This is a genomic window from Bradyrhizobium sp. GW821-FHT13H05, from assembly GCF_058804065.1.
Genome location: NZ_JBXAPO010000001.1, coordinates 743,939 through 758,587, shown reverse-complemented (window position 1 = coordinate 758,587; position 14,649 = coordinate 743,939). Strand labels below are relative to the sequence as shown.

Here is a 14,649-nt window from a genome sequence, read left to right as displayed (position 1 = left end):
CAAACGGAGGCGCGGCAGATCAGCAATCGCATGCCGTTTTCGGCTCGCGGCCCAAACGGTTTCTGCATCTGAAAGGAAAAGGGTAAAGTTTTAGGCAGGGGGCCGACAGGTAGAAATACGCATTTACCAGAAGTTGTAAGGGGTTGCCGAAATGGAACCGGCGCGAGAGACGTGCGTTAGGACACCGTTAGCAATTTGCCTGAAGGGGGTTCTTCAATGCTGGTCGGCGTCCTCGTCACCTTTCTCGTCATCATCCTCGTGCTCTATCTCATCAACATGCTGCCGATGGACGGCCGCGCCAAGTAGATCGCGCGCGTCGTCGTCATCATCATCGGCATCGTGTCGCTGCTGAAATATCTCGCGGTGTTTTAGCGCGGTGCCGTAGCCCGGATGGAGCGAAGCGCAATCCGGGGATTGCCCCAAGCCGCGCCGTCCCGGATTACGCTTCGCTCCATCCGGGCTACTGAAAGCAAAAAAGCCCCGGCATGAGCCGGGGCTTTTGGTGTTCGAATGACCGGGCCTCAGCCAGCCGCTTTCGCCTCGCGGCGGCGCGCGGTGAGGATGTATTCGGTGTAGCCGTTCGGCTGCTCGCGGCCCTTGAAGATCAAGTCGCAGGCGGCCTTGAAGGCGACGCCGTCGAACGCGGGCGCCATCGGCTTGTAGATCGCGTCCCCCGCGTTCTGCTTGTCGACGACGACAGCCATGCGCTTGAGCGATTCCATCACCTGCGCCTCGGTGATGACACCCTGGTGCAGCCAGTTGGCGAGATGCTGGCTGGAGATGCGCAAGGTGGCACGGTCTTCCATCAGGCCGACATCGTGGATGTCGGGCACCTTGGAGCAGCCGACGCCCTGGTCGATCCAGCGCACGACATAGCCCAGAATGCCCTGGCAGTTGTTGTCGATCTCCTGCTTGACGTCGTCGGGCGCCCAGTTCGACTTCGACACCGGAATGGTGAGGATGTCCGAGAGCTTTGCGCGCGGCCCGCCCTTGGTCAGCTCCTGCTGGCGCGCGATGACGTTGACCTGGTGGTAGTGCAGCGCGTGCAGCGTGGCGGCGGTCGGCGAGGGCACCCACGCCGTGGTGGCGCCGGCCTGCGGATGGGCGAGCTTCTGTTGCAGCATGTCCGCCATCTTGTCCGGCGCGGCCCACATGCCCTTGCCGATCTGGGCATGGCCGGGCAGCCCGTCGATCAGGCCCATGTCGACGTTCCAGTCCTCATAGGCCTTGATCCAGGCCTGCGCCTTCATCTCGTTCTTGCGGATCATCGGACCCGCTTCCATCGAGGTGTGGATCTCGTCGCCGGTGCGGTCGAGGAAGCCAGTGTTGATGAACATGATGCGCTTGGAGGCGCGCTGGATGCAGGCCTTGAGGTTGACGGTGGTGCGCCGCTCCTCGTCCATGATGCCGACCTTGAGCGTGTTCTCGGGCAGGCCCAGCATCTTCTCGACGCGGTCAAAAATCTCGCAGGTGAACGACACCTCGTCCGGGCCGTGCATCTTCGGCTTGACGATATAGGCCGATCCCGTGCGGCTGTTCTTGACCTTGGAGTTGCCCTTCAAGTCATGAATGGCAAGAAGCCCGGAGACGGCGGCATCGAGCAGACCCTCGGGGACTTCCTCGCCGGCCTCGTCCAGCACCGCGTCGGTGAACATGTGGTGACCGCAATTGCGCATCAGCAGCAGGCTGCGGCCGTGCAGCTTGACCTCGCCCTTGCCATCCGGCGTCTTGTAGCTGCGGTCGGCGTTGAGCGAACGGGTCAGCGTCTTGCCGCCCTTCTCGAAATCGGCCGACAGCGTGCCGTTCATCAGGCCGATCGTGTTGCGGTAGACCAGCACCTTGTCCTCGGCATCGACGGCGGCGACCGAGTCTTCCATGTCGAGAATGGTCGAGACGGCGGATTCCATGATCATGTCGGCGACGCCGGCGGGGTCGTCCTTGCCGATCGTGCTGCTGCGGTCGATCTTGACCTCGACATGCATGCCGTTGTTGACGAGCAGCACCGCGCTCGGCGCAGCCGCATCGCCCTGGAAGCCCGCGAACTGATCCGCGTTCTTCAGCGCCGTCGCATTGCCGCTCTTCAGCTTCACCGCGAGCTGGCCCGCGACGACGCTATAGGCGGTGACGTCGGTGTGGCTGCCGGTCGCGAGCGGCACGGCCGCGTCGAGGAAGGCCTTGGCCTTGGCGATCACCTTGTCGCCGCGCGCCTTGTTGTAACCCTTGCCGCTCTCGGACGGATCGTGCGGGATCGCGTCGGTGCCGTAGAAGGCGTCGTAGAGCGAGCCCCAGCGCGCATTCGCCGCGTTCAGCGCATAGCGCGCATTGGTGAGCGGGACGACGAGCTGCGGGCCGCAGATCTTGCCGATCTCCTCGTCGACATCAGTGGTCTCGACCTTCTGCGTCGCCGGCTCCGGAACGAGATAGCCGATCTCCTTCAGGAAGGCGGTGTAGGCGTCGAGGTCGAACGCCTTGCCCTTGCTGGCGCGGTGCCAGTCGTCGATCTTGGCCTGCAGCGTGTCGCGCACCGCCAGCAGCGCCCGGTTCTTCGGCCCCAACTCCTTGATGATGCCTGCAACCCCGGCCCAGAACGCGTCCGGCGCGATCCCCGTTTTCGGGGCCGCTTCCTTGGCAATGAAATCGAACAGGACGGGGGCGATCTTCAATCCGTGGGCGTCGACGCGTTTCATGATGGTCTTTCTTGTTGGAAATGGCTGTTTTTGGCTGCTTTTGACCCGACAGCAGCAAAATGCGCCCACAGGGAGCGGCTTTCAGGGCCTTATTAGCCCCAAAATCGGGGCCGTGAGAAGGCCCCTAAAGGTCTGTCAAAATGTCAAGCGAGGGGCGGCAGGCTGGCTGTCATCGCCCGGCCATGCCGGGCTCCTCAGATGCGGCGGCAGGTGGATGGCCGGGTCAAGCCCGGCCATGACGTAGGAGGCTGCGCCTCAAATATTCGCAGCGAGGTCCACGAGTTCGTCGAACAGCACGCCTGATGTCTTCAGCATCTGCTCGATCTCGTCAGCGGCATCCGCAACCGTTCGCGTCGAGGTGTCGATCACGAGCTCGGCGGACTGCGGCACCTCGTAGTCTTTGCCGATGCCCGTAAAGGAGGCAAGCGCTCCCGCACGGGCCTTCTTGTAGTGGCCCTTGGGATCGCGCTCCTCGCAGACGCCGGCCGGTGTCGCGACATGGATCTCGCGGAACGCGGTGTCGGCGATGCGACGCGCCGTGGCGCGGTCCTCGCGGGCGGGCGAGACGGCGGCGACGATGGCGATGTGCCCGTTGCGGGCAAGATGCGTCGCGACCTCGGCGAGACGACGGATGTTTTCGCTGCGGTCGGCGGCGGAGAAGCCGAGATCACTGTTGAGGCCTGCACGCAACGTGTCGCCGTCGAGCAGGATCGGCGAGCCGCCGTTGGTGAACAGCCGTCGCTCCAGCGCTTTTGCAAGAGTCGACTTGCCGGAGGCCGGCAGGCCGGTGAGCCAGACCACGGCGCCGTTGTGGCGGTAGCGCGCGGAGCGCTCGTCGAGGCGCAGCGCCGATTCCACCGGCACGATATCAACGGGTACGGCGCGCTGGCCGGCATCGACCGACAGCACCAGGCCGCCGCCGGCGATACGCCCGGAGACCTCGATCACCAGGCGCCCGGTGCGCGGATTTTCGGTGTAGGGATCGGTTGCGATCGGGTTCGAAAGAGAGATGTCGATCTCGCCGACATGGTTGCGGCCGATCGCCTTGTTCTCGACGCTCGACAATTCGCCGGGATCGACCGCCTTCTCGATGGCGACGACGGTGGCGCGGCTCTCCTTCGGCCCGCAGCGCACCAGCAGCTGGTCACCCTTGGCGAGCGGCTTGTCGTGGAGCCAGAAGATGCGCGCGCGCAGCCGCCGCGTCTCGCGCGGGGCGGCGTCGGCATGCGCGATGATATCGCCGCGCTCAAGGAACAATTCGCGGTCCAGCGTGATGCCGACCGAGCGGCCGGCACCCTGGCGTCCCGCCACCGGCGTCACCGGCCAGCTCTCGACCGTCTTGATCCTGGCGATCTTGCCGGCCGGCATGATCACGATCTCGTCGCCCGCGATGAGGCTGCCGGATTCGATCCGGCCCGCGACGATGCGGCGATCATCGAATTTGTAGATCGCCTGCACAGGCAGGCGCAGCGCCAGCGCTTCCAGCGGCCGGGCCGGCTCGAGCCTATCAAGCGCCTCGACCACGGTCGGTCCCTTGTACCAGCCAATGCGATCGGTGCGCTCGGCGACACCGTCGCCATCGCGCGCGGAGATCGGGATCACGGCGGTCGGCTTCACGCCGAGGCCTTGCAGATGCGCGGATATCTCGTCGCTGATCTCCTTGAAACGTTCGGCGGAGAAGTCGACGCGGTCCATCTTGTTGACGACGACCGCGACCTGCTTCACGCCGAGCAGATGCAGGAGATAGCCGTGCCGCCTTGTCTGGTCGCGCACGCCCTCCAGCGCGTCGATGATCAACACCGCGCCGTCGGCCTGGGAAGCGCCGGTGATCATGTTGCGCAGGAATTCGGCATGGCCGGGCGCGTCGATCAGGACGATGTCGCGCGAATTGGTGCGGAAGCGGATCTGCGTGGTGTCGATGGTGATGCCCTGGTCGCGCTCGGTCTGGAGCGCGTCGAGCAGGAACGACCATTCGAACGGCATGCCACGCCGCGCGCTGACGGCCTTGAGCATTTCGAGCTTGCCGTCGGGCAGGCTGCCGGTCTCATGCAGCAGGCGGCCGACCAGCGTCGACTTGCCGTGATCGACATGGCCGACGATGACGATACGCACTTGCGGACGCGTGGTGCCGTTCGGGGTCGCAGGCGAAGCGGGGGTGACGATCATGTTCATATCGCGCTCGCGTCCTTGATCAGAGATAGCCGGCGACGCGGAGGCGCTCGAAAGCGTCCTCGGTCTCGTGGTCGAGCGCACGGCCGGCGCGCTCCGGCACCTTGGTCTGCTCGAGCTCGGCCAGGATCTCGTCGATGTTCGACGCGGTCGAATTCACGGGGTTGGTGATGTCCTGGTCGCCCAGCGAGCGATAGCGCTTGCCGTTCTGCGACAGGTACAGCGGGATGATCGGGATATTCTCGCGCTTGGTGTAGGCCCAGATGTCGGCCTCGGTCCAATGCAGGATCGGGTGGATCCGCAAATGCGCGCCCTGCGGCGGCGAGGCGTTGAAATGATCCCAGAATTCCGGCGGCTGGTCGCGCACGTCCCAATTGCCCTCCAGGCCGCGCGGCGAGAACACGCGCTCCTTGGCGCGGGTCGCCTCCTCGTCGCGGCGGATGCCGGCGATCAGGCCGTCAAAACCGTATTTGCCGAGCGCCATCTTGAGGCCCTCGGTCTTGCGCGCGGCGGAACGCGCGGCCGGCGGCAGCGTTGGGTCGACGGCATCGATGGGCGGGCAGGGCTCGACGCGCAGGTCGAGATCCCACTCCTTGCCGTAATGATCGCGGAAGCGATACATCTCCGGAAACTTCTTGCCGGTGTCGACATGGAGGGCGGGGAACGGCAGGCGGCCGAAGAAGGCCTTGCGCGCCAGCCAGATCATGACGTTGGAGTCCTTGCCGAGCGACCACAGCAGGGCGATCTTCTTCAAACGGCCAAAAGCCTCGCGGAAGATGTAGATGCTCTGCGCCTCGAGCTGGTCGAGATGGTCCATGCCGGGGGCGGTCAGCCCGACGGAAATTTGCTCGGAAACGGGGGGGCGGGAGTCCCGTCCATCTGCACCGGAATCGGTCCTGAGAAGATGCATCTCTGCCACTTTGTGTTTGGAGGCGAAAATTCTATAGTTGCGGTGCGGAAGAGAAGAAAAAATTTTCTCTTTGCGCACTCGAAACGACACATATATAGAAAATAATTCCAGTCAACCCCGGATGTGGGGGAAGCGAGTATCGCATGCGGTTCTTGCCAGTGTTCCTCGATCTCAAGGCCGGTCCGGTGGTCCTCATCGGCGCCGGTGAGCTTTTGCGCGCCAAGCTGCGCGTGCTCGCCGCTGCCGGCGCGCGCATCCGCGTGCATGCGATCGACGGCAATCACGATCTGGGTCTCGGCTCCGATGACGCGGCGCGCATAGAGGTCGCGGCCGGCGATCCGCTCACCGCCGATCTCGCCGGGGTCATCGCCATCGTCTGCGCGGGGGCGGGAGATGTCGGCGTTGCGATGTCGGTCCGCGCCAAGTCGCTCGGTCTGCCCGTCAACGTCATGGACGATCTCGAGCATTCCAGCTTCATCTTCCCCGCCATCGTCGATCGCGGCGATGTCGTGGTCGCGGTCGGCACCGGCGGCACCTCGCCGGTGGTGGCACGGCGCGTGCGCGAGAAGATCGAGGCGTTGCTGCCCGCCCGTATCGGCGAACTCGCCGAGTTCATCGGCGGCTTCCGCAAATCCATCAACGAGCGCATTGCCGAGTTTCCGCTGCGTCGCCGCTTCTGGGAGCGCGTCATCGACGGGCCGATCGGCGCCGCCGTGCTGGCTGGCCGCAAGGGCGAGGCAGACGCGGCGCTCACGGCGATCTCCGATCCCTCCGCTTTCGCGCGTGCCGACAAGCCGGAAGGCTCGGTTGCGTTGGTCGGCGCCGGCCCCGGCGATCCTGATCTTCTCACCATCAAGGCGCTGCGCGCGCTCCAGGACGCCGACATCGTCTTCCACGACGAGCTGGTCTCGGGCGAAATTCTCGACCGGATCCGCCGCGACACCACGCGCGTTGCGGTCGGCCGCCGCGTCGGCAAGCCCGGCATCGGCCAGGACGCCATCAACAAGCGGATGATCGAGGCCGCGCAATCCGGCCAGCGCGTGGTGCGGCTCAAGGGCGGCGATCCCTTCGTGTTCGGCCGCGGCGGCGAAGAGGTCGAAGCGCTGCGCGCCGCCGGCGTCGCCTATTCGATCATTCCCGGCATCACCGCTGGGCTCGGCGGCGCCGCTGATTTCGAGGTGCCGCTGACCTACCGCCATGAAGCGACCCGCATCACCTTCCTCACCGCGCACAAGGCGCGCGATGCCGAGAACGTGGACTGGTCGACGCTGACCGACACCAAGATGACGGTCGTGGTTTACATGGGCATGACCGCGGCGCCCGCGATACGCGCAGGCCTGTTCGCCGCCGGCCGTTCGCCGGAGACGCCGGTCGGCGTGTTCGTCCGCGTCACGCGTCCAGACGCGCAAGGCGTGATCGGCACGCTGCGTGATTTGCCCGAACTCGTGCGGCGGACCAACGGTGGTCCTGCCATCCTCATCATCGGCGACGTGGTCCGGCATGCCGGTTCGCTTCGCCGCGAAACACCCAAACAAATCATCTCTGACCTGCTGGATGCTGCCGAATGACCTCTCCTCTGCAACAGAAACTCAAGATCAACGGTTCCTCCGTGGTGACCGCGAACCGCACCTGGGACGGCGTTGTCGTCTACCGCACCGCTGCCAAGGGTTGGTCGGCTGATCTGGCGGAGGCCGCGATCGTGCGAAACTCCGACGAAGCGAAGGCGTTGCTCGCCGAGGCTGTGGCCGATGACGTCGGTGCGATCGGTCCCTATATCGCTCCGGTCCAGATCGGCGAGGACGGCAAGATCCTGCCGGGCAATCTGCGCGAGCAGATCCGCCGCGACGGCGTGACAATCGACCTGCCGGTCTGATCGCAGGTCGAGCTGCAAGTCGAGTTTTAAGGCACTTCAATCATGTACGCTTACGACGAAATCGATCGCACGCTGGTCAACGAGCGCGTCTCGGAATTCCGTGACCAGGTGCAGCGCCGCCTCTCTGGCGAGCTCACCGAAGACGAATTCAAGATGCTGCGCCTGCAGAACGGCGTCTATCTGCAGCTGCACGCCTATATGTTCCGCGTCGCGATTCCCTATGGAACGCTGGCGTCGAACCAGCTGCGGCGGCTTGCCCATGTCGCGCGCAAATACGACCGCGGCTACGGCCATTTCACCACGCGCCAGAACATCCAGTTCAACTGGATCAAGCTGTCGGACCTGCCGGATGCGCTGGCCGATCTCGCCGAGGTCGGCATCCACGCGATGCAGACCTCCGGCAACAACATGCGCAACGTCACCTCGGACCAGTGGGCCGGCGTCGCGCCGGGCGAGATCGAAGATCCCCGCATCTGGTCGGAGTTGATCCGCCAGCACACCACGCTGCATCCGGAATTCTCGTTCCTGCCGCGCAAGTTCAAGATCGCGATCATCGCGTCGGACCACGACCGCGCCGCGATCAAGGTGCACGATATCGGCTTGCGTCTGATCAAGAACGAAAAGGGCGAAACCGGCTTCGAGGTGCTGGTCGGCGGCGGTCTCGGCCGCACGCCGTTCATCGGCAAAACCATCAAGCACTTCGTTCATGGCCGCGATCTCCTCAGCTATATCGAGGCGATCCTGCGCGTCTACAATCAGTACGGACGCCGCGACAACATCTACAAGGCGCGCATCAAGATCCTGGTGCACGAGCTCGGCATCGAGAAGTTCTCCCGCGAGGTCGAGGAAGAGTGGCAGCATATCCGCAACTCCTCGCTCCAGATCGACGACGAGGTGATCGAGGACATCCGCTCCCGCTTCATCTATCCGGCCTACGAAAAGCTGCCGCACAATCCGGACGAGCTGCGGCAGGCCGCGGCCGATCCCGATTTCGAGGCGTGGCGCAAGAACTCGGTCGCCGCGCACAAGAACCAGGGCTATTCCATCGTCACGATCTCGCTGAAACCGATCGGCGCGCCTCCCGGCGATGCCACCGCCGAGCAGATGGATGCGCTGGCCGATCTCGCCGACAAATATTCCTTCGGTGAGATCCGCGTCGGCCACGAGCAGAACCTGGCACTGCCGCATGTCGCCAAGCGCGATCTGCCGGCGCTGTGGAAGGCGCTCGACAAGCTTGGCCTCGCGACCCCGAACGTCAACCTGATCACCGACATCATCGCCTGTCCGGGGCTGGATTACTGTTCGCTCGCGAATGCGCGCTCGATCCCGATCGCGCAGGAGCTGACGCGGCGCTTCGCCAACCACGAGCTGGCCAATCTGATCGGCCGTCTCCACATCAACATCTCCGGCTGCATCAACGCCTGCGGCCATCACCATGTCGGCCATATCGGCATTCTCGGCGTCGAGAAGAACGGCGAGGAGGTCTACCAGATCACCATCGGCGGCCGTGCCGACGAGAGTGCCGCGCTCGGCAATCTGATCGGCCCGGGCGTCAAGTTCGACGAGGTCGCCGACGTCGTCGAGGACATCGTGGAAGCCTATCTCGCGTTGCGCGAGCGGCCCGAAGAGCTGTTCGTCGACACCGTGAAGCGCCTCGGCGTCGAACCCTTCAAGGAGCGCGTCTATGCCACTCGTTAACGGCGGAAAAATCGCCGACGACAGTTTTGCCAAGCTGGCCGTCGACACGCCGCTGCCCGCGAGCGGTGACATCCTGGTGCCGGCGGAGCGCTTCTTGGCCGACGCGGACGCGTTGCTCAAGCGCGGCGGCAAGGTCGGCGTGATCTGGCCGAACAACCGCGACATCGCCGAGCTCGTGCCCCATCTCGGCAAGATCGCTGTCGTCGCCTTGGTGTTCCCGAGCTTCCGCGATGGACGCGCCTACAGCCAGGCGCGGCTGCTGCGCGAGCGTTACAATTATCGCGGCGAGCTGCGGGCCACGGGCCAGGTGCTGCGCGACCAGTTCGTGTTCATGCTGCGGGCCGGCTTCGATTCCTTCGAGGTCAAGAAGCAGGCCGATGCGGAAGCCTTCATGCAGACCGCAAAACGCTATTCGGTGTTCTACCAGCCGACCGGTGATGGCCGCATCACGGCGCTGCACCGGCGCATGCAGCTGCGTCACTCCGAAGGTGTCGGCACGTGAACGCAATCGCGCTTCAGGCTTCGTCAACGCCGATCTCTGTGCGGCCGTCAGTGGAGGAGCTCGATCGCGCCTTGCGCGATGCCTCGCCCGCGGAGATCATCGGGGCGGCCCTGAAGGCGGTTGGTCGTGAAAAACTTGCGCTGGTGTCGTCCTTCGGGGCGGAATCGGCGACGCTGCTCAAGGTCATGGCGGATGTCGATCCGGCAATCCCCGTGATTTTTCTCGATACCGGCTGGCTGTTCGAGGAGACGCTGGCCTATCGCGATACGCTGATCGCGACGCTCGGCCTCAAGGACGTCCGCTCGATCAAGCCGACGGAGGAGTCCTTGTCGCGCGAGGATCCCGAGCGCGATCTCTGGTTCTCCGATCCCGATGCCTGCTGTCGCATCCGCAAGGTCGAGCCGCTGTCGCGCGCGCTAAAGCCGTTCGATGCCTGGCTCAACGGCCGCAAGCGCTTTCAGGGCAATGCGCGCACCGACATTCCGGTCGTCGAGGACGACGGCGCGCGGCTGAAATTCAACCCCTTTGCCAATGTCTCGCGCGAGGAACTCGAGGCGATCTTCGTCCGCGCCAAATTGCCGCGTCATCCGCTGGCCGCCTCCGGTTTTCTGTCGGTTGGGTGTATGCCTTGCACGAGCAGAACGACTGAGGGCGAGGATGCACGCGCCGGTCGCTGGCGCGGCCGGGCGAAGACAGAATGCGGCATCCATACGATGAAGGCTTTGTAGCACAGTCAGGCTGCGAGCCTTCAAACAAGAAAATCCGGTTCCGTTGACTTAAGAGCGTTTCGCCCCGAGTTATGCCCGCATGCCATCGACGGCGCCGATGCCGTCGAGGTGAATGGAGATGGACATGATGCGCCGTATCGTTCCGCTCGCGGCAGGGCTGCTCGTGACAGGGTTCTTGGCAAGCTCGGCCCTCGCCGCTGACATCAATCTTTTGAACGTGTCGTACGATCCGACGCGCGAGCTCTATGTCGAGTTCAACAAGGCGTTCGCGACCGCCTTTCAGAAAGAGACCGGCAAGAGCGTCGAGATCAAGCAGTCGCATGGCGGCAGCGGTTCGCAGGCGCGCGCGGTGATCGACGGATTGCAGGCCGACGTGGTGACGCTGGCGCTTGCCTATGACATCGATGCCATCGCCGGCAAGGGACTGACTGCCACCGACTGGCAGAAGCGTCTGCCGCAGAATTCATCACCCTACACCTCGACCATCGTGTTCCTGGTGCGCAAGGGCAATCCCAAGGGCATCAAGGACTGGGACGATCTGCTCAAGTCGGGCGTTGCCGTGATCACGCCGAACCCGAAGACCTCGGGCGGTGCGCGCTGGAATTATCTTGCGGCCTGGGGCTTTGCGCAGAAGAAGTACGGCTCGGCCGACAAGGCCAAGGAGTTCGTCGGAAAGCTGTTCCAGCAGGTGCCGGTGCTCGACACCGGCGCGCGGGGCGCCACCGTGACCTTCGTCGAGCGCGGCGTTGGCGATGTGCTGCTCGCCTGGGAGAACGAGGCCTATCTCGCGCTGAAGGAGTTCGGCCCGGAAAAATTCGAGATCGTGGCGCCGCCGCTGTCGATCCTGGCGGAGCCGCCGGTCGCGATCGTGGACAAGGTTGCCGACAAGAAGGGCACCCGCAACGCCGCCGATGCCTACCTTCAATACTGGTACACCAAGGAGGGGCAGGAGATCGCCGCGCGGAACTTCTATCGTCCGCGCGATGCCGAGATCGCTAAAAAGTATGAAAACTCCTTCGCAAAGGTCGAGCTGTTCACGATCGACGAATTTTTTGGCGGCTGGACCAAGGCGCAGAAGGAACATTTTGCCGACGGCGGCGTCTTTGATCAGATCTACAAGAACTGATCGGGCGCTGTCTTAGGAGGCTTTAGCAGGGGGCCTGGTGAGCGCAGTTGCAGCACGACGACGGACATTGCCGGGCTTCGGTCTCACGATGGGACTGACGCTTTCCTGGTTGTCCGTGATCATCCTGATTCCGCTCGCCGGCCTGTTCCTGAAATCGCTCGAGCTGAGCCCCGAGCAGTTCTGGAACATCCTCTCCAGCCGCCGCACCCTGAACGCGCTCCGCGTGTCGTTTGGACTCGCCTTCGCAGCGGCCTGCGTCAATCTGGTGATGGGCAGCATCATCGTCTGGGCGCTGGTGCGTTATCGCTTTCCCGGCCGGCGCATCTTCGACGCCATCGTCGACGTGCCCTTTGCGCTGCCGACGGCGGTTGCCGGCGTCGCACTGACGGCGCTGTTTGCCGAGAAGGGCTGGCTGGGTGCGCCGCTCACGGCGCTCGGCATCAAGGTGGCGTTCACGCCGGTCGGCATCTTCGTCGCCATGATCTTCATCGGGATTCCCTTCGTGGTGCGTACGGTGCAGCCGGTGCTCCAGGATCTCGACCCCGAGATCGAGGAGGCCGCGGGCAGCCTTGGCGCCAGCCGCTGGCAGACCATCATTCGCGTGATCCTGCCCTCGCTCGCGCCGGCGCTGCTCACCGGCCTCGCGCTCGCCTTCGCCCGCGCCGTCGGCGAATACGGCTCGGTGATCTTCATCGCCGGCAATCTGCCGAATGTCTCCGAGATCGCGCCATTGCTGATCGTGATCCGTCTCTCCGAATTCCGCTACGCCGACGCGACTGCGATTGCGGTCGTCATGCTCGTCGTCTCCTTCGTCATCATCTTCGCCGTCAACCGACTCCAGCGCTGGGCGCAGAGCCGGATCCCGGCGCGCTGAGGGCGGATATGATGACGATGCAGATTGCAGATTCCGTGTCGCTCTCGGCCTCCGACGCCAAGGCACGTGCACATGCGGCGGCCGCGCGGAATAATCTCCGCACCGAACCGCGCGCGGTCCGCATCACCATCATCGCGCTGGCGATGATCTTCCTCTCCGTCTTCGTCGTGCTGCCGCTTGTCCTGGTGTTCGCGCAGGCCTTCTCGAAGGGCATCCTGGCCTATCTGTCCGCGCTGGCCGACCCGGAGGCGTTGTCCGCGATCAAGCTGACGTTGATCGTCGCGGCGATCTCGGTCGGCCTCAATCTCGTCTTTGGTCTCGTCGCCGCCTGGGCGATTGCGAAATTCGAATTCCCGGGCAAGACCTTGCTGATCACCCTGATCGACCTGCCGTTCTCGGTGAGCCCGGTGATCTCGGGCCTCGTCTTCGTGCTGCTGTTCGGCGCGCAGGGCTATTTCGGCGGCTGGCTCAGGGATCACGACATCCAGATCCTGTTCGCGGTGCCCGGCATCGCGCTCGCGACGACCTTCGTGACCTTCCCCTTCGTGGCGCGCGCGCTGATCCCCTTGATGCAGGAGCAGGGCACGCAGGAGGAGGAGGCCGCGATCTCGCTCGGTGCCTCCGGCCTGCAAACCTTCTTCCGCGTCACGCTGCCGAACATCAAATGGGGCGTGCTCTACGGCGTGCTGCTCTGCAACGCCCGCGCGATGGGCGAGTTCGGCGCGGTCTCCGTCGTCTCCGGCCATATCCGCGGCGAGACCAACACGATGCCGCTGCTGGTCGAGATCCTCTACAATGAATACCAGTTCGTCGCCGCCTTCGCGATCGCCTCGCTGCTGGCGATGCTGGCGCTGATCACGCTGATCGCCAAGACCGTTCTCGAAGGTCATCTGGACGAAGGACAGGACGCAAGTGACCATTGAAGTCAGGAATCTCGTCAAGAAGTTCGGCAGCTTTGCCGCCCTCGACGGCGTCGACCTCAAGGTCGACAATGGCGAGTTGCTGGCGCTGCTCGGTCCGTCCGGCTCCGGCAAGACCACGCTGCTGCGGATCATCGCCGGGCTCGACTGGCCGGATTCCGGCGAGGTCGCCTTCAACGGCGAGGATGCGCTGGCGCAGGGCGCGCGCGAACGCCACGTCGGCTTCGTGTTCCAGCACTACGCGCTGTTCCGCCATATGACGGTGTTCGAGAACGTCGCTTTCGGCCTGCGCGTGCAGCCGCGCGCGGTGCGAAAGGACGAGGCCGCGATCCGTGCGCGGGTGAAGGAGCTGCTTGATCTCGTGCAGCTTGATTGGCTCGCCGATCGCTATCCGAGCCAGCTCTCCGGCGGCCAGCGCCAGCGCATCGCGCTTGCCCGCGCGCTCGCGATCGAACCCCGCATCCTCTTGCTTGACGAGCCCTTCGGCGCGCTCGATGCCAAGGTGCGCAAGGAGCTGCGCAAATGGCTGCGCTCCCTGCACCACGAGATCAACGTCACCTCGATCTTCGTCACCCACGACCAGGAGGAGGCGCTGGAAGTCGCCAACCGCGTCGTGGTGATGGACAAGGGCAGGATCGAGCAGATCGGTTCGCCCGACGACGTCTACGAGACCCCGGCGACCGCCTTCGTCCACGGCTTCATCGGCGAGTCCATCGAGCTGCCGGTCCAGGTCGAGGGCGGCGTGATCAGGCTCGGCGAGCAGTCGCTCCGCCTGGCGGCGGACGGGCTTGCGCCTGGCGCGTCAAAACTGTTCGTGCGGCGACATGACATGCTGGTCGGCCCGCCCGGCAGCGGCGCCTTCGAGGGCGCGGTTCAGCATGTCCGCAATTTCGGCCCGGTGCAGCGGGCGGAGGTTGCACTATCGGGCGGCCAGACCATCGAGATCGACGCCCCCCGCGGCAGGGAACTGCGCGCCGGCGACACCATTGGCCTCGAGCCGCGCCGCTACCGGATATTTGCGGGCTGAGCCCCCCGTCATTCCGGGGCGCGCGCCAGCGCGAACCCGGAATCCCGAGGTTGTCGCGCGAGATTCCGGGTTCAGCGCTGCGCGCTGCCCCGGGATGACAGCTACGATTTTCCTCAAAATTCACCTTTCAGCCAC

The 14,649-nt window shown here is 64.7% G+C and carries 12 protein-coding genes and 1 pseudogene; 10 read left to right on the top strand and 3 right to left on the bottom strand.

Going from position 1 to position 14,649, the window contains the following annotated elements; all coding sequences use genetic code 11:
- The first annotated feature begins 216 nt into the window (after positions 1 to 216).
- Positions 217 to 372: pseudogene (locus AC1RR3_RS03570) on the top strand (Thivi_2564 family membrane protein).
- 149 nt (positions 373 to 521) lie between these two features.
- Here the strand turns inward: AC1RR3_RS03570 and AC1RR3_RS03565 are convergent.
- The 3 genes from AC1RR3_RS03565 to cysD form a co-directional block, all read right to left on the bottom strand.
- The gene (locus AC1RR3_RS03565) at positions 522 to 2,687 is read right to left on the bottom strand and encodes a malate synthase G (RefSeq protein WP_492819358.1); all 2,166 of its coding nucleotides are present in this window, start codon (positions 2,685 to 2,687) and stop codon (positions 522 to 524) included.
- A 255-nt stretch (positions 2,688 to 2,942) separates the two neighbouring features.
- Positions 2,943 to 4,859 carry an adenylyl-sulfate kinase gene (cysC, locus tag AC1RR3_RS03560; RefSeq protein WP_492819356.1) on the bottom strand — a complete coding sequence of 639 codons (1,917 nt, stop codon included), beginning with the start codon at positions 4,857 to 4,859 and terminating at the stop codon, positions 2,943 to 2,945.
- Between the two features lie 19 nt (positions 4,860 to 4,878).
- Positions 4,879 to 5,673, bottom strand: a complete 795-nt coding sequence (gene cysD, locus AC1RR3_RS03555) for a sulfate adenylyltransferase subunit CysD (RefSeq protein WP_035966115.1) — start codon at positions 5,671 to 5,673, stop codon at positions 4,879 to 4,881.
- 236 nt (positions 5,674 to 5,909) lie between these two features.
- Here cysD and cysG point away from each other — a divergent pair, with 236 nt between their 5' ends.
- The 9 genes from cysG to AC1RR3_RS03510 all read left to right on the top strand — a co-directional run bounded on the left by cysG (position 5,910) and on the right by AC1RR3_RS03510 (position 14,514).
- Positions 5,910 to 7,334, top strand: a complete 1,425-nt coding sequence (gene cysG / locus AC1RR3_RS03550; RefSeq protein WP_492819354.1) for a siroheme synthase CysG — start codon at positions 5,910 to 5,912, stop codon at positions 7,332 to 7,334.
- Positions 7,331 to 7,639, top strand: a complete 309-nt coding sequence (locus AC1RR3_RS03545) for a DUF2849 domain-containing protein (RefSeq protein WP_492819352.1) — start codon at positions 7,331 to 7,333, stop codon at positions 7,637 to 7,639. Before cysG ends, AC1RR3_RS03545 begins: the two co-directional genes overlap by 4 nt.
- Before the next feature lie 42 nt (positions 7,640 to 7,681).
- A complete protein-coding gene (locus tag AC1RR3_RS03540) occupies positions 7,682 to 9,337 on the top strand; it encodes a nitrite/sulfite reductase (RefSeq protein WP_492819350.1) in 1,656 nt (551 codons plus the stop codon).
- On the top strand, positions 9,324 to 9,839 hold the full coding sequence (locus AC1RR3_RS03535; protein WP_492819348.1) for a DUF934 domain-containing protein: 516 nt from the start codon (positions 9,324 to 9,326) through the stop codon (positions 9,837 to 9,839). The genes AC1RR3_RS03540 and AC1RR3_RS03535 overlap by 14 nt, the downstream gene beginning before the upstream one ends.
- Positions 9,836 to 10,567, top strand: coding sequence for a phosphoadenylyl-sulfate reductase (locus AC1RR3_RS03530; protein ID WP_492819346.1), 732 nt, complete (start codon positions 9,836 to 9,838; stop codon positions 10,565 to 10,567). Before AC1RR3_RS03535 ends, AC1RR3_RS03530 begins: the two co-directional genes overlap by 4 nt.
- Before the next feature lie 112 nt (positions 10,568 to 10,679).
- Positions 10,680 to 11,693, top strand: coding sequence for a sulfate ABC transporter substrate-binding protein (locus tag AC1RR3_RS03525; protein ID WP_492819344.1), 1,014 nt, complete (start codon positions 10,680 to 10,682; stop codon positions 11,691 to 11,693).
- 37 nt (positions 11,694 to 11,730) lie between these two features.
- Entirely contained in the window at positions 11,731 to 12,567 is an 837-nt protein-coding gene (gene cysT, locus AC1RR3_RS03520; RefSeq protein WP_492819342.1) for a sulfate ABC transporter permease subunit CysT, read from the top strand.
- 11 nt (positions 12,568 to 12,578) lie between these two features.
- The gene (cysW, locus tag AC1RR3_RS03515) at positions 12,579 to 13,490 is read left to right on the top strand and encodes a sulfate ABC transporter permease subunit CysW (RefSeq protein WP_492819796.1); all 912 of its coding nucleotides are present in this window, start codon (positions 12,579 to 12,581) and stop codon (positions 13,488 to 13,490) included.
- The gene (locus tag AC1RR3_RS03510; RefSeq protein WP_492819340.1) at positions 13,480 to 14,514 is read left to right on the top strand and encodes a sulfate/molybdate ABC transporter ATP-binding protein; all 1,035 of its coding nucleotides are present in this window, start codon (positions 13,480 to 13,482) and stop codon (positions 14,512 to 14,514) included. The genes cysW and AC1RR3_RS03510 overlap by 11 nt, the downstream gene beginning before the upstream one ends.
- Positions 14,515 to 14,649: the final 135 nt, after the last annotated feature.